Source organism: Bradyrhizobium sp. 956_D2_N1_4 (assembly GCF_052076025.1).
Taxonomy (GTDB): Bacteria; Pseudomonadota; Alphaproteobacteria; order Rhizobiales; family Xanthobacteraceae; genus Bradyrhizobium; species Bradyrhizobium barranii.
On record NZ_CP197237.1, the window covers coordinates 4,112,291 to 4,132,002 of the forward strand.

Here is a 19,712-nt window from a genome sequence, read left to right on the forward strand (position 1 = left end):
TCAATACTTCGTTTAGTATCGAAGTATCCTAGCCGACCGCCCCGACCTCGAACACCTCGCCGTCATAGCCGGCTTCACGGGGAATGCGGAGCTGGCGGCCGCGTTCGGTCTTGGTCATGACAGGCATCACCGTGACGATCGACATGCCGCGGGCGTGCTCCAGCGCGGCGCCCACGCTGCCCTGCTTGGCGAGCCGGATCAGGTTGCGCGTGGTCGGGAACGGCAGCTTGAAGCGGCCGCTCTCGCCGCCCTCCACCGCTTCGCGCGGCGACACCCAGATCGAGTCGGTCGACTCCCGGCCGTCATGGGCGCCGAGCTGATCGGGCGGTGCGGCCGCGAGGAAGAACCAGGTGTCGAACCGCTTCGGCATGCCCTCCGGCGTGATCCAGTGCGCATAGGGCACGAGCGTGTCGAGCGCGAGCTGGAGGCCGTTGTCGGCCAAGATGCTCAGGAAGCTGATTTTGTGCTCGTTGAGGGCGACGCGATGCTTGTCGGCGATCTCGCCGGCGCGCTTGGCATCGATCGGCGTACCCGAGTCCTTCGCCCGTGCCAGCAGGATGCCGCTCTCCTCAAAGGTCTCGCGGATCGCGGCGATCCGAAAACCGCGATCCGATTCACTCAGGCCCTCGCCGCCCGAATAGAGGTCGGCACGGGCGACGATCTCGTTGTCGCCGGCATCGACACTGCCGCCGGGAAACACCAGCGCGCCCGAGTTGAACTCGATCTGATGATGGCGGACCATCATGAAGACTTCGATTTCGTCGCGGCTCTTGCCGTCGACCTTTGCGCCGTCACGGAGCAGAAGGATGGTCGAAGCCGGGCGTGATGCTGATGTCTCTGGCATTCAACTAACCTGCGGCGCTGGATTGCGGGCCAAGATTGGCGCGCTTGTCGACGCGGGCGACGCGCGACAGGAGGTAATCGACCTCCGCCTTCGCCGCCGGCGTGATGGTCGCGCCCGGCTTGCGCTGGGCGCTGGAGGCGATGATGCCGCGCTTCTGCAGTACGTGCTTGCGCACCGCCAGACCTGCGCCCGGCTGCTGCTCGTAGCGGATCAGCGGCAGATGCGCGTCGAACAGATCATGCGCAGCGTCGCGCTTGCCCTCCTTCGAGAGGCGCACGACATCGATCAGGAGCTCAGGGAATGCGTAGCCGGTCATGGCGCCGTCGGCGCCGCGCTCCATCTCGAAGTCCAAAAAGAGTCCGCCATTGCCGCAGAGGATCGAGAGCGGACGGAGCGAGCCGTCCTTCTGGAAGTTGCGCAGCGTCGAGATCTTTTCCAGACCCGGCCAGTCCTCGTGCTTGAGCATCACGCAATTCGGATTGTCAGTGACGATCTTGCGGATCACCGCAGGCGTGAAGATCACCGAGAGCGTCAGCGGATAGTCCTGCAATACCCAGGGCACATCGGGCCCGATCGCCTCCGCCGCCTGCTTATAGTAGCCGACGATCTGGTCGTCGGTCCGGAGCGACGGCGGCGGCGCGATCATCACGCCGGCCGCGCCGGCATCCATCGAGGCCTTCGCCAGCGAGCGCATCGTGGCAAAGCCCGGCGCGGAGACGCCGACGATCACCTGCATCTTCTTGGCGCGCTTGACGAAGCGCACCGCCACCTGCTCGGCCTCGGCGGCATCGAGCTTCGGCGCCTCACCGAGGATGCCCAGCACCGTGACGCCGTCGCAGCCGACCTCCTCGTAGAAATCGGTCAGGCGGTCGATCGAGCGCTCGTCGATCCGGCCGTCATCGTGGAACGGTGTCGGCGCGATTGCGAAGGTGCCCTTGGCGTCGGCGGTCAGTTTCATCGTCTTTCCTTGTCTCTCTCTATTCGTCATTCCGGGATGGCCCGAAGGGACAGGCCCGGAATCCATAACCACAAGCCGGGGGTATGGATTCCGGGCTCGCGACTTCGTCGTGCCCCGGAATGACAGTGTAGCTAAAACCGCCGCGCCCCCATCTTGATCTGCTCCTCGGAGAAGAAGATCTCCTTGGCGTGATCGGCGATGTCCTGGGCCTTCCAGCCCGTGTGCGGCGGCTTCCAGCCGTCCATTTCCATCATCCGCATTTCGCGCACACCGCGGGGCCCGGACACGCCCAGCACCTTGCCGGTCTGGTCGCCCGACAAGTCGCTGACCATGTATAGCACGGCCGGCGCGATGCCGTCCGGCCCCAGCGCCGCACCGGGGTTCTCCTTATAGCGGGGCAGGTCTGCGGTCATGCGGGTCAAAGCGCCCGGCGCCAGCGTCCAGATCCGGATGTTGTACTTCCGGCCCTCGATCGCCAGCACGTTGGACAGGCCCCAGATGCCGCCCTTGGCCGCGCCGTAATTGGTCTGACCGAAATTGCCGATCAGCCCTGATGTCGAGGAGGTGTTGACGATGACGCCGCCGCCGTTTTCCCGCATCCAGCGAAACACCGGCATGGTGCAACAAAAGGTGCCCTTCAGATGCACCTTGATCACCTTGTCCCAGTCGGATTCGGACGCCTTGGAAAAGGTCTGGTCACGCAGGATGCCGGCGTTGTTCACCAGGATATCGGCGCGGCCAAAGTGCTTGATGGCGTCGTCGAACACCGACTGGCCGCCTTCCATGGTGGAGATGTCGGCGCCGTTGGCGACCGCCTTGCCGCCCTCGGCCATGATCGCGTCCACCACGAGCTGCGCCATCGACTTGTCGGCGCCGGAGCCGTCACGGGGGCCGCCGAGATCGTTGACGACGACGGACGCCCCTTCCCGCGCGAACAGTTTTGCGTAGGCCTCACCGAGCCCTCCGCCCGCGCCGGTGATCAGCGCAACCTTGCCGTCGAGTAGTCCCATGGTGGCCTCTCCCTGTTTTTGTTTTTCGTGCCCCGGACGCGATGCAGCGTGAAACGCTGCGTCGCAGAGCCGGGACCCATTCTTCGTTCGACATTCTCTGGGCCCCGGCTCTGCAGCGCACCGCTAAGGAGCGCTGCGCTGCGTCCGGGGCACGAGACCGCCCTAACCCAGCACCGTCTTGCCGTTCTTGATCACCGTGACGCCGCGCGACTTCACCTTGGCCTCGAACGAGATCACGTTGCCGTCCTTCCAGAGATCCATCGTCACGGTCTCGCCGGGATAGACCGGCGATGAGAACCGCGCGACGTGCTGGCGGAAAGCAGAGGCGTCGTAATCGGCATAGGTTTGGAGCACGCCGCGGCAGGTGATGCCGTAGGTGCACATGCCGTGCAGGATCGGGCGCGGGAAGCCGGCCTTCTTGGCGAACTCGGGATCGCTGTGCAGCGGGTTGCGGTCGCCGCAGAGGCGATAGACCAGCGCCTGGTCGGGGCGCGTGACGATGTCGATGGTCCTGTCGGGGCTCCGCGTGGGTATCTTGTGCGGATCGGGCTGGGTCAGGTTCGGCCCGCCAAAGCCGCCGTCACCGCGGGCGAAGCGCGAGGCAACGAGAGTAGCAAGCTTCTCGCCCTTCTCGTTCTTGAGCACGGTCTGGTGGCTGATGACGACGCCCTTGTCCTTGCCCTTGTCGTAGACCTCGACCACGGAGGAATCGGCGGTGATGTTCGCGGCGACCGGCAGCGGCTGGTGGAAGGTGATGTCGCGCTCGCCATCGACCACCATGACACGGTTGAGATTCATTTCGCCCGGCCCAGAGCCCCACGCCGCGACGGACGCAAACGTCGGCACCACCTTGAGCGGCCGCGGCGTCAGCGTGCCCTCATTGACGAAGGCGAGCTCCTTCTCGTCCATCGGATCGGCGCCGAGGCCGATCCCGTAGGCGTAGAGCATGACTTCGCGATCGCCATAGGCGTATTTCTGGCCGAGATTTTTGAGGCCTTTGAGTTCTTCGTATCTGGCGGACATTTTTCTGGTTTCCTCCCGGTCTCTCCGCGAGCAGCGGCGCTCGTTAATGTGCCCTCTCCCCTTGTGGGAGAGGGCCGCGAGAGCCGTGCGGCAAACTCATTTGGGTGAGGGGTTGCTTCCGCACAGAGAGTCCCTCTGCGGAGCGATACCCCTCATCCGGCGCTTCGCGCCACCTTCCCCCACAAGGGGGGAAGGAAGAAATTACGCCGGCGTGAAGAACGGCAATGGTGCGCCATCGGTCGGCTTGAACACCACCTTCACCTTTTGGCCGATCTTGAGCTTCTCGAGATCGCAGTCGACGATGTTGGTCTGAAGCGACGGCCCTTCCTTCAGCGTGACATAGGCGATGGCATAGGGGCCGGTCGGCGATTTGCGCATCAGGCTCCAGGTGTAGATCGTGGCCTCACCCGAACTCTCCTCCCACACCGTCTTGTCCGAATAGCAGAACGGGCAGATCGAGCGCGGGAAGTAATGCGCTTCGCCGCACGCGGTGCAGCGCTTGATCATGAACTTGCCCTGCTTGGCCGCGTCCCAGAACGCAGCGGTCTCGGGGTTCGTGACCGGTGCCGGATACTTTTTCGCTTCGCTCATCACACGCGCTCCAGAATGGCCGTCGAGGCGGCGTGGCGAACGCCCAGAAGGCCGCCGGTGCCGTGGGCGATGGCGAGATCGCAATTCTTGACCTGCACCTTCGGATGCGCCTCGCCGCGCAGCTGCCTGACCGCCTCGATGATCTTGGTCATGCCGCCGCGATTGACGGGATGGTTGCTGCAGAGCCCGCCACCGTCGGTGTTGAACGGCAGCTTGCCGACGCCCGAGATCAGATTGCCGTCGGCAACGAACTTGCCGCCCTCGCCCTTCTTGCAGAAGCCGAGGTCCTCGAGCTGCATCAGCACGGTGATGGTGAAGCTGTCGTAGATCGAGGCGTATTTGATGTCCTTCGGCGTGATGCCGGCTTCCTCGAACGCGCGCGGGCCGGACCAGATGCCGGCGGAGTAAGTGAGATCGAGATCCTTGCCGCCGCGCGGGCCCTTCATCGCCTCGCCATGGCCGATCAGCTTGACCAGCGGCTTCTTCAGGCTCTTCGCAATCTCCGGCGTCGTCACGATCAGCGCGCCGCCGCCGTCGGAGACGACGCAGCAATCCATGCGGTGCAGCGGATCGGAGATCATCGGCGAGTTCAGGACGTCCTCGACGGTGACGACGTCCTTGAGCATCGCGTGCGGATTGTATTGCGCGTGATGCGAGGCCGCGACCTTGATCCAGGCGAGCTGCTCACTGGTGGTGCCATAGTCGTGCATGTGGCGCATGGCACACATGCCATAGGCATTGTGCGTGGTCGCACCGTAAGCGGACTCGAAATCGGCTTCCGCGCCGGCTGCGCGCGGCGGCATCACACCGGTGCGCGGTTTGCCCGCGAGCGTGATCAGCGCGATCGAGCACTTGCCGGCCGCGATGGCTTCAGCGGCATGGCCGAGATGGATGATGTAGGAACAGCCGCCGGTCTCGGTGGAATCGACGTGGCGGAGTTTTTTGGTGTTCAGGCCGAGATAATCGACCATCGGCCATGCGCCGCCGGGGGCGTCGCCCGCGCAGAAATAGCCGTCGACGTCGTCCTTGCTGATCCCGGCATCCTCGATCGCGCCCTTGGCGACCTCGGCATGGAGCTGGGCGGTGGATTTGTCCGGCGCATGCCGGGTCGGGTGTTCGTAGATCCCGGCAATGTAGGCCTTGCCCTTGATGGTCAAAACGTCAGGTCTCCGCGCTCGCGTTTCTTCTTGCTCCGTTTTTCTGAACCGCGGGGGCCAGCTTGGCAAGCGCGGAAATATTCCGTCGGGCGAGAGGGCAGCGCGTTGGCGCAACTCCCGGCTACCGCAATCTCGAAGTGCGGCGGGAAGGCCACTCCGCCACCGCGTCGTCATTGCGAGCGCAGCGAAGCAATCCAGAGTCTATCCGCGGAGGCATTTCTGGATTGCTTCGCTGCGCTCGCAATGACGGCCAGAGTCCTAAAGGTGTTTTGCCCGACGGCACAAGCGATTTTCTTTTTTGCGAAAACAACCCCATGCACAGTGGGACGGTGGTTGATTTCAAAGACGAAATCGTAGGGTGGGCAAAGCGACTTGTCCGCCGTAGCTCGAAGAGCGAAGGCGGAAGCGTGCCCACCTCTTGCGGCTCAATCGTGGTGAGATGGTGGGCACGGCGCTTTGCGCCTTTGCCCACCCTACGAGATCGTGGCTCGCCCCTACTCCGCCGCGATCTGCCTCGGCGCAGGCGGCGGGCTCGCGAGGTCGGCCGCGAGCTGGGCGTAGCGGGCTTTCGCGTCCGCGACGGCCTTCTCCTTGACCGGGCCGTAGCCGCGGATGCGGTCGGGCAGCGATAGCAGCTCGACCGCGGTGTCGACGGTGACCGGCGACAACAGGCCGAGCACGGTGGCGACGTCCTTCTCGTAGCCCACGATCAAATCGCGTTCGAGCTTGCGGTCGGCGCTGCGGCCGAAAATGTCGAGCGGCGTGCCGCGCAGGAATTTGAATTTCGCCAGCACGCGGAAGACCTTCAGCATCCACGGGCCGAAGGCGCGCTTCTTCGGGCGTCCGAGCGCGTCGACACCACTGCTGAGGATCGGCGGGGCCAGATTGAAGTTGAACTTGAAGTCGCCCTCGAACTGGTCGCGGAGCTGCTGCTCGAAAGCACCGTCGGTGAACAGGCGCGCAACCTCGTATTCGTCCTTGTAGGCCAGAAGCTTGGCGTAGTTCACCGCGACCGCGCGCGGCAGCGCATCGTCATAACCGCCCTGCTTGGCGGCTTCGCGAACCTGATCGACCAGCTTGCGATAGCGTTTTGCGAGGCGGCCGCTCTGGTACGCGGTCAGGTGCTTGGCGCGATGCGCGACGACCTCATCCAGCGTCATCGCGTCGAGCGTCTTCGGCGCAACCACCTCGTCCGTCCCCTTCAGCATGTCGGCGAGGCGCTGGGGATCGGCGACCGCGAGGCGGCCGAGGCGGAAGGCCTCCTTGTTCATCTTGATCGCGACGCCGTTGACCTCGATCGCCTGCTCGATCGATTCTGCCGACAGCGGGAACAGGCCTTTCTGATAGGCATATCCCATCATCATCATGTTGGTGGCGATGCTGTCGCCAAGCAGCTGCTCGGCCGGCTTGGTGAAGTCGAAGAACACCGAGTCCTTGTGCAGCGCCGTTTCCAGCAGCCCGTTCAACTTGCGGGTCTGGAAGTTGAAGTCGCGGTTGAGGACGAAGTCGGCGGTCGGAATGACGTGGCTGTTGATGATGCCGCGGGTGCGGCTGGTGTCGCAGAGCGAGATCGTGTCCTTGGCGACCGCGACCACCTCGTCGGCGGCGAGCACGAGATCTGCCGTACCAGTGACGATGCGCGAGCAGGTCACCTCGGCCGGATGATCCGACAGGCGGACGTGGCTGAGCACCGCCCCACCCTTCTGCGCCAGGCCCGACATGTCGAGGATCATCGACGCCTTGCCCTCGATATGCGCAGCCATGCCGAGCAGCGCACCGATCGTGAGCACACCGGTGCCGCCGACACCGCCGACTGCGATATTATAGGGCTTGTCCACCGTCGGCCGAGACGCGGGCTCCGGCAGCTCGCCGATGTCACCGAGATCGGCCGGCGCACGATGGCGCGGCTTGCCGCCGTCGACGGTGACGAAGGACGGGCAGAAGCCCTTCACGCAGGAATAGTCCTTGTTGCAGGACGACTGGTTGATGGCGCGCTTGCGGCCGAACTCGGTCTCCAGGGGCTCGACCGAGATGCAGTTCGACTGCACCGAGCAGTCGCCGCAGCCTTCGCAGACCGCCGGGTTGATCATGACGCGGCGTGCGGGATCCTCCATCAGGCCGCGCTTGCGGCGGCGGCGCTTTTCGGCGGCGCAGGTCTGCACGAAGACGATCGCCGAGGTGCCCTTGTACTCGCGGCACATCTTCATGACGTTGTCGAGTTCGTCGCGGTGATACAGCTTCACGCCGGGCGCGATGGTGTCGGCCGGGTAGGTATCGGGCGCCTCCGAGACCAGGTAGATCTCGCGGATGCCTTCGGCGTGGAGCTGGAACGTGATCTGCTGCGGCGAGAGATCGCCGTCATGGCGCTGGCCACCCGTCATCGCGACGGCGTCGTTGTAGAGGATCTTGTAGGTGATGTTGGTTTTGGAGGCGACCGCCTGCCGGATGGCGAGAAGGCCGGAGTGGAAGTAGGTGCCGTCGCCGAGATTGGCGAAGATGTGGTTCTCGTTGGTGAAGGGCGCGATGCCGACCCACGGCACGCCCTCGCCGCCCATATGCGTGAACGTCTCGGTCGAGCGATCCATCCACAGCGCCATGAAGTGGCAGCCGATGCCGGCGAGCGCGCGGCTGCCTTCGGGGACCTTGGTGGACGTGTTGTGGGGACAGCCGGAGCAGAAATACGGTACGCGAGAGACAGGCGCCGTCGCCTGCATTTGCGTGGCCTGGCGGCCGTTGAACCAGTCGGCCTTGGCGCGGAGCATCTCCGCGATCTCGGGGTTGAGATTGAGGCGGAGAAGCCGCTCCGTGAGCGAGGTCGCAAGCGAGGCAACGCTGAGCTCGGCGGCGAAGGTCAGGAAGCGCTTGTCGTGCTCGTCCATCTTGCCGACGATGCGCGGGCGGACGTCGTCGCGCCAGTTGAACAGCTCCTGCTTGACCTGGTTCTCGACGATCTCGCGCCGTTCCTCGATGATGAATATCTCTTCGAGCCCGACCGCGAACTGGCGTACGCCTTCGGGCTCCAGCGGCCAGGGCATGCCGATCTTGTAGAGGCGAAGCCCGATCTTGGCGGCGACCTCCTCGGTGATCCCGAGCTCGCGCAGCGCCTGGCGCACGTCCTCATAGCTCTTGCCCGACGCCATGATGCCGAAGCGGGCGTTCGGGGAATCCATGGTGACGCGGTTGACCTTGTTGGCGCGCGCAAAGGCGATCGCGGCAAAGCCCTTGTAGTCCTGGAGGCGGCGGTCCTGCTCGAAGCGGTCGTCAGGCCAGCGCAGATTGAGGCCACCGGGCGGCAGCTCGAAATCGGGCGGGATGATGAACGGCTTCATCTCGTCGGTGAGGTCGATCTCGGCGGTGGTCTCCACCGTCTCCGTGATCACCTTCATGCCGACCCAGCAGCCCGAATAGCGCGACATCGCGATGCCGAGCAGGCCCATCTCGATCATTTCGTGGATGCTGGAGGGATAGAGATACGGCATCAAAGCCGACATGAAGGCGTGGTCGGACTGATGCGGAACAGTGGAGGATTTTGCACCGTGGTCGTCGCCGGCCAGACACAGCACACCGCCGTTCTTGGCCGAGCCGGCGGCATTGCCGTGGCGGAACACGTCGCCGCAGCGATCGACGCCGGGGCCCTTGCCGTACCAGATGCCGACGACGCCATCGTATTTGGCGCCGGGCGAGAGGTTGAGCTGCTGCGAGCCCCACACCGCGGTCGCCGCCAGATCCTCGTTCACGCCGGGCTGGAACTTGATGTTGTACTGCTCGAGATGTTTTCGCGCCGCAAAGAGCTGCTGGTCGTAGCCACCGAGCGGCGAGCCGCGGTAGCCGGAGATGAAGCCCGCGGTGTTGAGGCCGTTGGCGCGGTCACGCCGGATCTGGGCCATCGGCAACCGGACCAGGGCCTGGATGCCCGTGGTGAAGACGTGTCCGGTTTCCTGGGTGTATTTCTGGTCGAGACTGATCGGACCCTGGTTGATACCCATTCTTGTCCTCTTCCGGCCTTTTGAGCGTTTGGCCACTTAAGCCGTTGCCTGCCCGTTGTTTTTAGCTAGGGCGCGCCGACCAACTCCGCCACTCTATGTCGGATATTTAACGCTCCGCATCACAAATCTGGACCAAAGGAAGCGCCGGGTAATAATCGCAATTTCGTGGCTGCAAAGGCATCGCGCATTTTCAATTTGTGTCACCATACCCCCACCGACGCGAAACGACGTGAGGCTCCTATCCGGGCGATTGGTCGCAGGGGAAGCTTTCGATGCGAATGATTCTGGCTGTTGTCGCATTGTGCAGTGCAGTTGCGAGCGCGGCCCGCGCCGCCGAGCCATCGCCGGAGCTGATCGCCTATGGCAAGGCGCTGGTCGAGGCCGGCGACTGCGCGGGCTGCCACACCGCCGATCCGGCAAAGCCATTCGCGGGCGGAAAGCGCATCGATACGCCCTTCGGCGCGATCTACGCGCCGAACCTGACGCCGGATCGTGACACCGGGATCGGCGCCTGGACCGACGCCGATTTCACCCGCGCGGTGCGCACCGGCATCGCGCCCGACGGCTCGAACTATTACCCGGCCTTCCCCTATCCCTATTTCACGAAGATGACCAAGGACGACACGCTGGCGATCCGGGCCTATCTCGGAACGCTGGCGCCCGTCGCAAGCCGCAACAAGCCGCCGGAGCTGCGCTGGCCGTTCGGCCATCGCGGCTTGATGCGGGTCTGGAACGCGATGTATTTCAAGCCCGCCCTGTTCGAGCCGGACCAGAGCCAGAGCGCGGCGTGGAACAGGGGCGGCTATCTCGTCACCGGGCTCGGCCATTGCGGCGCCTGCCACACGCCGAAGAACTATTTCGGCGCGGACAAAACTGCGCAGGCGCTGTCGGGCAACGAGGTCGGCGGCTGGTACGCACCAAGGCTCGATGGCGCCGCGCGCACCGGGCTGAAGTCATGGAGCGTCGAAGACATCACCGAGTATCTGCAAAGCGGGCGAAACGTCAAAAGCCATGCTGGCGGGCTAATGGCCGAGGTGGTCGTCGGCTCGACCTCGAAGATGAGCGATGCCGATGTGCGCGCCATCGCGGAATATCTGAAGAGCCTGCCGCCGTCGCGGCGCGAGACGATCGTGACGCCGCCCGACGATGCCGAGATGAAGGCCGGTCAGGCCGTCTACGCAAAACTCTGCATCGCGTGCCATGAAGCCGACGGCTCCGGCGCGCCGCGCATCTATCCGCCGCTGCCCGGTAACGCGCTTCTGCAATCGGTCAATCCGTCCTCCAGCTTGCGCATCATCCTCGACGGCGCCCACACCGTGACGACGCCACGCGCGCCCAACAGCGGCGAGATGCCGGGCTACGCCAAGCAATTGTCCGACGAAGAGATCGCCGCCGTGACGAACTACATCCGCAATTCCTGGGGCAACGCCGCGCCGCTGGTGACCACGGCGCAGGTGGCGAAGGCGCGGAAGGAGCAGTAGTTCACGCTCCTCAGTATTCACCAGAGGTCGTCATGCCCGGGCTTGTCCCGGGCATCCACGTTCTTTCGTGCCGTGGCAAAGGTCGTGGATGGCCGGGACAGGCCCGGCCATGACGCCGTGGATGCGATAGCGCTCAAACTCTACGAAAGGCGAAGTAAGCCCTACCGCTCCTCGCCTTCCGTGAACACGAATTTCGGCATCTCCCATTTGTAGTGCACCGCGAGCAGGCGGAAGCTGACGCCGAGGACAAACGTCAAGATGGTCCAGAGCTCCGCGTTGAGTTTCAAGCCGAACGCGGTGGCATAGAACAGGCCGGTCGCCACCGAAACGGTCGCGTAGAGCTCGGAGCGGAACAGCAGCGGCACGTCGTTGCAGAGCACATCGCGCAGCACCCCGCCCGCGCAGCCGGTCACCATGCCGGAGACGATGACGATCGGCAGCGTGGCACCCGTCTGCCAGGCGATGTCGCAGCCGGCCATGGTGAAGACCACGAGGCCGATGGCATCGAGCACGATGAAGGCCACCTTCAGCCGGTGCACGAGCCGCGCGATCAGGATGGTGAGGAAGGCGGCGCCGCCGGCCAGCGCGAGGTAGATGGGATGAGCGACCCAGGCCAGCGGATAATGCCCGAGGAAGAGATCGCGCAAGGTGCCGCCGCCGAGCGCGGTGATACAGCCGAGGAAGCAGACGCCGAGCCAGTCCATGCTCCGGCGGCCGGCCGCGAGCGCGGCGGTCATGCCTTGCGCTGCGACCGCGACCAGCGACAACAGATGCAGCACGCTATCGCTCGGCGGCACGCTCCACATCGCTTTGTTCCCTTCCCCTTCGATGGAACCGACGCGCAACTGTTCCAAAATGAACAGGTTCCCGATTCCTTGCACAAGGGCAACATGCGACGAAAGCACTAAGGAGGGCGGAACAGAATCTCGCATCTAGGGGTTGTCCAGCCGCAATAATCGAGGAGACAAAATCGATGGCTGACGACCGTTTTCCCAACGATCCGTATCGCCCGAATCTCGCCGATGATGAGTATGTCCGTGCGGCGCGACGGGATGCCGAGCTTCAGGTCGATCCCGAGCTTGGCGAAGGCCCCGCCTCCAGCGGCAAGGTAGCCTTGTTCGCAGTGGCGATCGCCTTGGTACTGGGTGCCGTGTTCTACGGACTGAACAACACGAGCACCGGCAACCAGGCCAGCAACACGCCGACAACGCAGACCGCCCAGCAGGCTCCGCCTGCGAATCCGGCCGCGCCTCCCGGCATGCGTGACGTGACGCCACGCAACAACACCGGACCCGGCGTGACCACGGGTGCTGCCCCGAGCAAGCCGGCGGCGCCTGATCCGGCCGCCCCGTCTGAGGGCGCGAAGTAACGACAACAGCTGTCGTCGCCCGGCTTGACCGGGCGACCCAGTATTCCACCAGCGGCGGAGATTGAATCGAGAGGCCGCGGCGTACTGGATGCCCCGTTTGCGCGGGGCATGACACCGAGAGGATGAGAGAGCGGCGGGACCTTACATCCCGCCGCTTTTCGTTTAGCTGAACATCTTGTTGAGTTCGCCGCCGGAATAGCCGGTGCCGAGCTCCGTAAACGTCCCCTTCTCCGCCATCTCCTTCGCGGCGCGCATGAAGCCGCCCCAGGCGGCGCGGGCGAGCGAGCCGCCGACGCTGATGCGGCGCACGCCGAGGTCGGCGGCCTCCTGCAAGGACAGGCCGGACGCGCCGATCAGCAGGTTGAACGGCTTTGGTGCGACAGCCTTCACCACGGCGGCGATGTCCTCGCGCGTCTTCAGGCCCGGCGCATAGAGACAATCGGCGCCTGCGTCCGCATAGGCCGTGAGCCGGTCGATAACGAGCTTGAGGTCGGTGACGCCCCACAAATACGCCTCGCAGCGGCCGACCAGCAGCGTTCCGCTGTCGCCGATCGCCTTGCGCGAGGCCTTGATGCGCTCGACCGCCAGCGCGCGCTCGTAGAGCGGCTTGTCCTTGTCGCCGGTGGAATCCTCGATCGAGAGGCCGGCGACGCCGGTGCGCACACCGCGCTCGACATTGTCCGCGACCTTGTCCGGCTCGACGGCAAAGCCGCCCTCGAAATCCGCATTCACGGGGATGTCGACGGCCGAGCACAATGCTGCCAAATGCTGACAGACGTCGTCGACCGTGACGTGGTTGTCGGCCTTGCCGATGGTCCAGGCAAAGCCCGCGCTCGATGAGGCCAGTGCCTTGAACCCGAGATGCTGCAACGCCTTGGCGCTGCCGACGTCGACCGGATTGGGCAGGATGAAGCAGCCGCTCTCGTGCATCGTCTTGAACGTCGCGCGCTTGTCAGCGGTTGTCACATGCATGTTTCTCTCCCTTGTTGGCCGCGCAGACATAAGCGCGCGCACTGGGCAGCGCCAGTGCGCGCCCGCAAACGCTAGTGCGCGTCGTACACGGCGCGGCTGTCCTTCGGCGCCTGCTCGCGATCATTCATGCCGTAGTCTCGGATGACGCTGGCGATGCGCAGGTGATAATCGGCAAAGATCTTCGCCCTGCCCTTCGCCTGCGTGCGCCGGTGTTCCATCGTGTTGCGCCAGGCCTGAACCGCCGCCTCGTCGCGCCAGAACGACACCGACAGGATCTTGCCCTTCTCGGTCAGGCTTTCAAAGCGCTCGACCGAGATAAAGCCATCGATGGTTTGCAGGATCGGCTTCAGGTCGGCCGCGAGGTCGAAGTAGTCCTGGCGATGTTCCGGCTTGGGCCAGACTTCGAAAATCACGGCAATCATGGGCGTCTCCTTTGCGTTGGCGGTCTACAATACCACCTTGCGCAGGAAGGTGCGCTCTTCCGCGAGGATGAATTTGTTCTCCTCCGCGAAATGGAAGTTGGCCATGCCGTCTGCGTCCTGCCGCAGCCGGGCGCGATAGGCCTCATAGGCGGCAAGACTCTCGAAGGTGATCAGCGCAAACGCGATGTTGTTGGTGCCCTCATGCGGCATGAAATAGCCGATCAGGTCGCCGCCGCATTTCGGGATGATGGTGAGCCAGCGCTTCGAGTACTCCTCGAACTGCGCGCGCTTGAAGGGATCGAGCTGGTAGCGGATGAAGACGGTGACGGACATGGTGAGCTCGCTGATTTTTCATCGCGACAAGCGCGAGCAACACCGTCGCCGCTGAAGCAACTGGATTGCTTCGCTTCGCTCGCAATGACGTGTTCGCAGGGACAGACTACGTCCTTGCTCCACCGCAATGCTTCGGCTACCGTCGAAGCATGAAATCAGGTCCTGACATCGCCATGATTGCCTCGCTGGTCGGCGACCCCGCCCGCGCCAACATGCTCACCGCGCTGATGAACGGCCGCGCGCTGACGGCGAGCGAGCTCGCGCAGGAGGCCGGCATCACTCCGCAGACCGCGAGCTCGCATCTGGCCAAGCTCGAGGCCGGCGGGCTGATCGAGCCGGAGAAGCAGGGCCGCCACCGCTACTACCGCCTCACCGACGATGACGTGGCCGGCGTGCTCGAAGGCCTTGCGGGCCTTGCCGCGCGGACCGGCCACATGCGCGTGCGCACCGGGCCGAAGGATCCGGCGCTGCGGCGCGCGCGGATCTGCTACGACCACCTCGCCGGCGATCTCGGCGTGCAGATGCTCGACAGTCTACGCACACGAAACCTGGTCAGGCAGAAGAAGCAGGACATCGAGCTGACGGCCGAGGGCGAGCGCTTCCTCGCAAAGCATTTGCAGATCTTGCCCGACATGCTCACCCATCCGCGCCGTCCGGTGTGCAAGGCCTGCCTGGACTGGAGCGAGCGGCGCCATCATCTCGCCGGCACGCTGGGCGCCGCCATGATGCAGCGGTTCGCCGAGCTGAAATGGGCCGCGCGCGACGCCACGCCCGGCAGCCGCGTGGTGAATTTCACACGTACCGGCGAGAAGCAGTTTGCGACGCTGTTCGGGACCGGGAAGGATTGATCACGCCAGGTGCGTGAGATCGCACGTTTGCGTGTGAACCACGGCTTCCGTCATGGCCGGGCTTGACCGGGCCATCCATCGCTTTAAGCGCAGTATCGTTCCGAGGCGATGCGAAGCATCGAACCTGGAACTTCAAGATTCCGGGTTCGCGTGTTCGACGTGCCCCCGGAATGACGGCTCCAATTACGAGATCTTCATGAACCGCCTCCTCCCGGTCGCGCTTGCCGCCGCCCTCCTCACCGCCCCGCTCTCTTTCGCTTACGCCGCCGACACTACCCCGCGCGAGCCCTATGGCATCGCGCTCGAAGGCTTTGCCTATCCGTATCCCGTGCATCTGCTGCCTGTCATCAATGACGGCGAGCAGCTCAGCATGGCCTATATGGACGTCACGCCCGAGCGGCCGAACGGCCGCACCGTCGTGCTGCTGCACGGGCGCAATTTTCCGTCGAGCTACTGGGCGCCCGTCATCAAGATGCTGAGCGAGGCAGGCTTCCGCGTCGTGGTGCCGGACCAGATCGGCTTCGGCAAATCCTCCAAGCCGCAAGGCGAACTGCACTTCGACAATCTGGCGCGCAACACCATCGCCCTGCTCGATCATCTCAAGATCGACAAAGCCGAGGTCGTCGCGCATTCGCTCGGCGGCATGCTGGGCGTACGCATCGCCCGCGCCTATCCGGACCGCGTCGCCCATCTCGTGCTGACCGCGCCGATCGGGCTGGAAGACTACCGCCTCTACGTGCCGCCGACGCCGACCGAGAAGATCATCGAGACCGAGGACAAGCTCACACCCGACGGCTACCGCAAGCAGCTCCAGACCAATTACGCGATCAAGCTGCCGGACGACGCGATCACGCCGTTCGTCGACGCCCGCTTCAACATCAAAGGCAGTCCCGATTATCCGCGCTGGCTGCGCGCCTACGTCAGCTCCGGCCAGATGATCTATCGCGAGCCGGTCGCGCACGAGGTCGCGTTGATCACAGAGCCGACGCTGTTCATCATGGGCGCCGACGATCACAACGCGCCGGGCCGTCCGAACGCGCCGGAGGCATTGCGCGCGAAAATGGGCCAGAACGCGGAGCTCGCGAAAGCGCTTGCGGCCAAGATGCCGAACGCGCGGGCCGAAGTGATCCCGGACACCGGACACCTCGTCTTCCTGGAGGCGCCGGAGAAGTACAAGGAATTGGTGCTGGGCTTTCTCGGCCGCTAGAGCGTTTTCGAGCGACGTCGATACCGGTTCGCGTCAAAGAAACGCATCAGAACAAAGAACCTGGAGCTCCGTTCCGATTCCATCGGGACGGCGCGCCATCGCCATCGCTGTCGCCGGAAGCCGCATGCGGAGAATGTTCATGCCGCATTCAGGTCATGATTGGCAGGTTTGGATCGCGACGTGTCGGCACGTCCCCAAATTTAACGTGTCGAATCGTGTCTTTTGATTCATTGTGCGCCGCAAGCGCCCCAAAAACCTGCCCAAGGACAAGAGGAAGATCACATGAAATACCTGTTTGCCGCCGTCATGCTCGCCAGCGCGGTCGTCGGTTTCAGCGAAGCGGCCAGCGCCGCCGGTGGCTGCGGCCCCGGCTGGTACCGCGGCGCCTATGGCGGCTGCCGCCCGATGCGCGGTGCGGTCGTTGTGCGGCCCGGCCCGGTGGTGGTTGCCCCGCCGGTCGTCGTCGTGCCCCGCGCCCGCGTCTGCCCGTACGGCTTCCGTTGGTGGGGTGGCCGCTGCCGCCCGATCTGATCTGACCTTTTCGTATCGCGAGATGGCCGTGCGGCGAAAGCCTGCGCGGCCATTTTCGTTTTGAACGCCTGGCGTCGCATCCGCCGGCTCCGAATAAAAACGGGGACCGCAATCGCGATCCCCGTTCAAGGCCTGGCTTGTGCCGAGCTTACCAGTGGTGGCGGTGCCAGCGCCGGCGATGCCAACCCCAGTGGCGGCGGCGCCAGCCCCAATGGCGGTGGTGGCCATGCCAATGCACCTGCTCGGGCTTGAGCTGCGCGGTCTCCTCACTGGTGGTGACGGCGGGACGAGCGTCGGGATTGCCTTGCGGCGCGCGCGCGGGATCACCAAGCGGCTGCGGCGCCAACGGCGCAGCTTGTGCGGTCGCGGTCAACGTCGCGGCTCCAGCCGCGACGCCGAATGCAAGTTTCAAAAAGTTCCGACGCTCCATGACATGTCCTCTAGGCTATCGAGCAAGTGATGCAGAGGGAGTGTCGCGATCACGACATGAACGGAAGCTGAATCGCATCTTCAGGTTCATGACATGGGTGTCAGGGACGAACGAGCTGCGGGACTCGGTGCGAGCTACGCTCCGGCGTCCTGCTTCGCAAACTCCTGCGCCAGCACCAGCGTCTCGCGCGTGCGCTTCACGTCCGGCCAGTCGCGATTGAAATCGGCGACGAGCTGCTTCAACGCATCGCCCCTGAGCATCGCAGCCAGCCTGGCCTCGTCATCGAACTGATACATGGCCTGATGCAGCGAGGGATCGTCGAGGCTCCAGAACCGCCAGGCCTTGTTCACGCCGAACGCCTTCACCGCGTCCGGCACATGTTCCGTCTCGTACCATGTGTCGAAGGCGGCGCGCTTGCTGGCGTCGGTGACGGTGGCACGGACGACGGAGTAGGCAGCAGGCATGTGTTTCCTCCCGTTGTTTGGCCGCAGCATAGACGGTTATAGTCGCGGCAACAAAAAAGCCCGCGCGACGGAACATTCGGATCGCGCCGATGGGGGAAGGAATGGCCATGCGCAGGATCATCACGGGCCTCGTTGCGATCACGTGCCTGTGGCCCACGGTCTCGCTCGCCGAAATCGTCCGCTTCGACATCCTCGCGCGCGAGCCCGCCTTTGCCGGACGCAGCTTTGGCGATGTCGGCACCTATGAGCGCATCACCGCGCGCGCGACCTTCGCGCTCAACCCGTCGGACGATCGCAACGCTGTCATCACCGACCTCGCGCTCGCGCCGCGTAGCTCCGACGGCAAGGTGGCAGCCACCGCCGACGTCGTGATCCTGCGGCCCACCGATCCCACCCACGGCAACGGCACACTGCTGCTCGAGGTGCCCAATCGCGGCCGCAAGCTGGCACCGCAATTGTTCGACGATTCCGCCCAGCCCGGCGCCAACAATGCCGACAAGGCCGAGGACGCCGGCATCGGCTTCCTGCATCGCCAAGGCTTTACGATGGTCTGGGTCGGCTGGCAGGGCGACATCCCCTCCAAGCCCGGCCAGATGGCGATGACGGCGCCGGTGCTGAAGACCATCACCGGGCCCGCGCGCGAAGAGGTGGTCTTCGACAACACGACCAATCCCGCGCGTGCGACGCTGACCTGGCCGGCGACCGACGCCGCCGACCTCAAGGTCTCCGTGCGCGCCGCCTGGGCCGATCCGCGGCAGTCGCCTTCTGGCCTCCTCGCAAAGCTCGTCGATCCCGTGACGGTGGAGATCACCCGGCCCGACGGTTTTGATGCCGGCGCGCTCTACGAGATCACCTACACCGCGCGCGATCCTGTCCCGCTCGGCATGGGCTATGCCGCCGTGCGCGACGTCGTCAGCTTTCTCCGCCACGACGAGACGCAGGCGAACCCGCTGCTGAACGGCCTGCATCCCTCCGTCAGCCGCGCCATCGGCTTCGGCGTGTCGCAATCCGGCCGCTTCCTGCGCGACTTCCTCTATCTCGGCTTCAACGAGGATCTCCAGGGGCGCACGGTGTTCGACGGATTGATGCCGCATGTCGCGGGCACGCGGCGGATGGCGACAAACGTCCGCTTCGGCCAGCCCGGCCGCAACCCGCGCCATCCGCAGGATCCGGCGTGGCAGGCCGATCTCTTCCCCTTCACTTATGCGAGCCTCAGCGATCCCTATTCCGGCAAGACCGACGGCCTGCTCCGCCGTTGCGCGCTCTCGGCGACGTGTCCGAAGATGATGCAGACCGACAGCGAGCACGAATGGTGGGCCTCGCACGCCTCGTTGCTGGTCACCGACCTCGCCGGCAACCACCTCGACCTCCCCGACAACGTCCGCGCTTACATGATCGCAGGCACGCCGCATTTCGCAGAAGCCGCCGACGTGATGCGCAAGGGCGTGCCGGCGATGTCGCTGCCGCAGAACCCGATGCATGCGGGCGGGCCGATGCGCGCGCTGCTCACCGACCTCAACGCCTGGATCAGCGACGGCATCAAGCCGCCCGCAAGCCGCGTCCCCATGCGCGCCCACGGCACGCTGGTGCCGGCGCAAGGCGCGGTGCCGATGGATATCCCCGGCCTGCCCTATGCCGGCATCCACACGCTCGCCGCCTTCTCCGACCAGAGCGTGCTGCCGCCCAAGGAGATCGGCCGCTATCCCGTGTTCGTGCCGAAGGCGGACAATGACGGCATGGCCATCGCAGGTATCCGCCAGCTTGCGCTCGCGGTGCCACGCGCGACCTACACCGCATGGAATCCGCGCGCGCAAGGATTTGGCCCGACGGCGCTCTATCCGCTGCAAGGCGCGGTGGTGCCATTCGCACCGACCGAGGCCGCGCGGAAGGAAGTGCACGATCCCAGGCTGTCGATCGCGGAGCGATATGCAGATGATGGGGCGTATGTGGCGGCGGTCCGCCGCGAGGCGGCGCGGCAGGTGGCGGAGCGGACCCTGCTGCCGGAAGATGCAGAGCGCGCGGTCGACGCCGCGAAGCAAGGCAAGTTGGCGAAGCTTGGGCAGTGAGCGAAGCCCAGTGGCCCCGT

Annotated in this window: 19 protein-coding genes; 6 read left to right on the plus strand and 13 right to left on the minus strand. The window is 64.9% G+C overall.

Annotated elements, in window-relative coordinates:
- Positions 1–28 precede the first annotated feature (28 nt).
- From AB7535_RS19410 to AB7535_RS19440, 7 genes are all read right to left on the minus strand, one after another.
- On the minus strand, positions 29–844 hold the full coding sequence (locus AB7535_RS19410) for an NUDIX hydrolase (protein ID WP_085405485.1): 816 nt from the start codon (positions 842–844) through the stop codon (positions 29–31).
- 4 nt (positions 845–848) lie between these two features.
- A complete protein-coding gene (locus AB7535_RS19415) occupies positions 849–1,802 on the minus strand; it encodes a dihydrodipicolinate synthase family protein (RefSeq protein ID WP_085405484.1) in 954 nt (317 codons plus the stop codon).
- A 131-nt stretch (positions 1,803–1,933) separates the two neighbouring features.
- Positions 1,934–2,812: an SDR family oxidoreductase gene (locus AB7535_RS19420; protein WP_085405483.1), complete on the minus strand. Its 879-nt coding sequence runs from the start codon at positions 2,810–2,812 to the stop codon at positions 1,934–1,936.
- Positions 2,813–2,974: 162 nt separating this feature from the next.
- Positions 2,975–3,835, minus strand: coding sequence for a MaoC family dehydratase (locus AB7535_RS19425; RefSeq protein ID WP_085405482.1), 861 nt, complete (start codon positions 3,833–3,835; stop codon positions 2,975–2,977).
- A gap of 201 nt (positions 3,836–4,036) precedes the next feature.
- Entirely contained in the window at positions 4,037–4,426 is a 390-nt protein-coding gene (locus tag AB7535_RS19430) for a Zn-ribbon domain-containing OB-fold protein (RefSeq protein WP_085405481.1), read from the minus strand.
- On the minus strand, positions 4,426–5,583 hold the full coding sequence (locus tag AB7535_RS19435; RefSeq protein ID WP_039147548.1) for a thiolase domain-containing protein: 1,158 nt from the start codon (positions 5,581–5,583) through the stop codon (positions 4,426–4,428). The genes AB7535_RS19430 and AB7535_RS19435 overlap by 1 nt, the downstream gene beginning before the upstream one ends.
- Before the next feature lie 494 nt (positions 5,584–6,077).
- Entirely contained in the window at positions 6,078–9,569 is a 3,492-nt protein-coding gene (locus tag AB7535_RS19440; RefSeq protein WP_085405480.1) for an indolepyruvate ferredoxin oxidoreductase family protein, read from the minus strand.
- Between the two features lie 272 nt (positions 9,570–9,841).
- On the opposite strand from AB7535_RS19440, the gene AB7535_RS19445 reads away from it, so the two are divergent.
- Positions 9,842–11,050, plus strand: a complete 1,209-nt coding sequence (locus AB7535_RS19445; protein WP_085405479.1) for a c-type cytochrome — start codon at positions 9,842–9,844, stop codon at positions 11,048–11,050.
- Between the two features lie 161 nt (positions 11,051–11,211).
- Here the strand turns inward: AB7535_RS19445 and AB7535_RS19450 are convergent, their stop codons facing one another.
- Complete coding sequence (locus AB7535_RS19450) at positions 11,212–11,856, minus strand: trimeric intracellular cation channel family protein (protein WP_354115487.1); 645 nt, start codon at positions 11,854–11,856, stop codon at positions 11,212–11,214.
- A 167-nt stretch (positions 11,857–12,023) separates the two neighbouring features.
- On the opposite strand from AB7535_RS19450, the gene AB7535_RS19455 reads away from it, so the two are divergent.
- Complete coding sequence (locus AB7535_RS19455; RefSeq protein ID WP_085405478.1) at positions 12,024–12,419, plus strand: hypothetical protein; 396 nt, start codon at positions 12,024–12,026, stop codon at positions 12,417–12,419.
- A 162-nt stretch (positions 12,420–12,581) separates the two neighbouring features.
- On the opposite strand, the gene AB7535_RS19460 is transcribed toward AB7535_RS19455, so the two are convergent.
- From AB7535_RS19460 to AB7535_RS19470, 3 genes are all read right to left on the minus strand, one after another.
- On the minus strand, positions 12,582–13,391 hold the full coding sequence (locus AB7535_RS19460) for an isocitrate lyase/PEP mutase family protein (protein ID WP_063982628.1): 810 nt from the start codon (positions 13,389–13,391) through the stop codon (positions 12,582–12,584).
- A 71-nt stretch (positions 13,392–13,462) separates the two neighbouring features.
- A complete protein-coding gene (locus tag AB7535_RS19465) occupies positions 13,463–13,813 on the minus strand; it encodes an antibiotic biosynthesis monooxygenase family protein (RefSeq protein WP_085405477.1) in 351 nt (116 codons plus the stop codon).
- Positions 13,814–13,837: 24 nt separating this feature from the next.
- On the minus strand, positions 13,838–14,146 hold the full coding sequence (locus AB7535_RS19470) for an NIPSNAP family protein (RefSeq protein WP_028151164.1): 309 nt from the start codon (positions 14,144–14,146) through the stop codon (positions 13,838–13,840).
- 149 nt (positions 14,147–14,295) lie between these two features.
- Between AB7535_RS19470 and AB7535_RS19475 the strand changes: the two genes are divergently transcribed.
- The 3 genes from AB7535_RS19475 to AB7535_RS19485 all read left to right on the plus strand — a co-directional run bounded on the left by AB7535_RS19475 (position 14,296) and on the right by AB7535_RS19485 (position 16,732).
- Entirely contained in the window at positions 14,296–14,994 is a 699-nt protein-coding gene (locus tag AB7535_RS19475; RefSeq protein WP_085405476.1) for an ArsR/SmtB family transcription factor, read from the plus strand.
- A 196-nt stretch (positions 14,995–15,190) separates the two neighbouring features.
- Positions 15,191–16,201, plus strand: coding sequence for an alpha/beta fold hydrolase (locus tag AB7535_RS19480; RefSeq protein WP_085405475.1), 1,011 nt, complete (start codon positions 15,191–15,193; stop codon positions 16,199–16,201).
- Between the two features lie 282 nt (positions 16,202–16,483).
- Positions 16,484–16,732, plus strand: a complete 249-nt coding sequence (locus AB7535_RS19485; protein WP_063982626.1) for a GCG_CRPN prefix-to-repeats domain-containing protein — start codon at positions 16,484–16,486, stop codon at positions 16,730–16,732.
- A gap of 148 nt (positions 16,733–16,880) precedes the next feature.
- On the opposite strand, the gene AB7535_RS19490 is transcribed toward AB7535_RS19485, so the two are convergent.
- Both AB7535_RS19490 and AB7535_RS19495 read right to left on the minus strand, forming a co-directional pair.
- Positions 16,881–17,162, minus strand: coding sequence for a hypothetical protein (locus AB7535_RS19490; protein WP_028154910.1), 282 nt, complete (start codon positions 17,160–17,162; stop codon positions 16,881–16,883).
- Between the two features lie 134 nt (positions 17,163–17,296).
- Positions 17,297–17,626 carry a hypothetical protein gene (locus AB7535_RS19495; RefSeq protein ID WP_085405474.1) on the minus strand — a complete coding sequence of 110 codons (330 nt, stop codon included), beginning with the start codon at positions 17,624–17,626 and terminating at the stop codon, positions 17,297–17,299.
- A gap of 107 nt (positions 17,627–17,733) precedes the next feature.
- On the opposite strand from AB7535_RS19495, the gene AB7535_RS19500 reads away from it, so the two are divergent.
- Entirely contained in the window at positions 17,734–19,692 is a 1,959-nt protein-coding gene (locus AB7535_RS19500) for an alpha/beta hydrolase domain-containing protein (protein WP_085405579.1), read from the plus strand.
- Positions 19,693–19,712 lie beyond the last annotated feature (20 nt).

Bases quoted from the DNA above. Each gene is read 5' to 3' on its own strand.
- AB7535_RS19450 (WP_354115487.1), bottom strand. From the start codon at position 11,856: ATGTGGAGCGTGCCGCCGAGCGATAGCGTGCTGCATCTGTTGTCGCTG.
- AB7535_RS19475 (WP_085405476.1), top strand. From the start codon at position 14,296: ATGAAATCAGGTCCTGACATCGCCATGATTGCCTCGCTGGTCGGCGAC.
- AB7535_RS19415 (WP_085405484.1), bottom strand. From the start codon at position 1,802: ATGAAACTGACCGCCGACGCCAAGGGCACCTTCGCAATCGCGCCGACA.
- AB7535_RS19495 (WP_085405474.1), bottom strand. From the start codon at position 17,626: ATGCCTGCTGCCTACTCCGTCGTCCGTGCCACCGTCACCGACGCCAGC.
- AB7535_RS19490 (WP_028154910.1), bottom strand. From the start codon at position 17,162: ATGGAGCGTCGGAACTTTTTGAAACTTGCATTCGGCGTCGCGGCTGGA.
- AB7535_RS19485 (WP_063982626.1), top strand. From the start codon at position 16,484: ATGAAATACCTGTTTGCCGCCGTCATGCTCGCCAGCGCGGTCGTCGGT.
- AB7535_RS19465 (WP_085405477.1), bottom strand. From the start codon at position 13,813: ATGATTGCCGTGATTTTCGAAGTCTGGCCCAAGCCGGAACATCGCCAG.
- AB7535_RS19460 (WP_063982628.1), bottom strand. From the start codon at position 13,391: ATGCATGTGACAACCGCTGACAAGCGCGCGACGTTCAAGACGATGCAC.
- AB7535_RS19425 (WP_085405482.1), bottom strand. From the start codon at position 3,835: ATGTCCGCCAGATACGAAGAACTCAAAGGCCTCAAAAATCTCGGCCAG.
- AB7535_RS19500 (WP_085405579.1), top strand. From the start codon at position 17,734: ATGCGCAGGATCATCACGGGCCTCGTTGCGATCACGTGCCTGTGGCCC.
- AB7535_RS19420 (WP_085405483.1), bottom strand. From the start codon at position 2,812: ATGGGACTACTCGACGGCAAGGTTGCGCTGATCACCGGCGCGGGCGGA.
- AB7535_RS19410 (WP_085405485.1), bottom strand. From the start codon at position 844: ATGCCAGAGACATCAGCATCACGCCCGGCTTCGACCATCCTTCTGCTC.
- AB7535_RS19480 (WP_085405475.1), top strand. From the start codon at position 15,191: ATGAACCGCCTCCTCCCGGTCGCGCTTGCCGCCGCCCTCCTCACCGCC.
- AB7535_RS19430 (WP_085405481.1), bottom strand. From the start codon at position 4,426: ATGAGCGAAGCGAAAAAGTATCCGGCACCGGTCACGAACCCCGAGACC.
- AB7535_RS19445 (WP_085405479.1), top strand. From the start codon at position 9,842: ATGCGAATGATTCTGGCTGTTGTCGCATTGTGCAGTGCAGTTGCGAGC.
- AB7535_RS19455 (WP_085405478.1), top strand. From the start codon at position 12,024: ATGGCTGACGACCGTTTTCCCAACGATCCGTATCGCCCGAATCTCGCC.
- AB7535_RS19470 (WP_028151164.1), bottom strand. From the start codon at position 14,146: ATGTCCGTCACCGTCTTCATCCGCTACCAGCTCGATCCCTTCAAGCGC.
- AB7535_RS19440 (WP_085405480.1), bottom strand. From the start codon at position 9,569: ATGGGTATCAACCAGGGTCCGATCAGTCTCGACCAGAAATACACCCAG.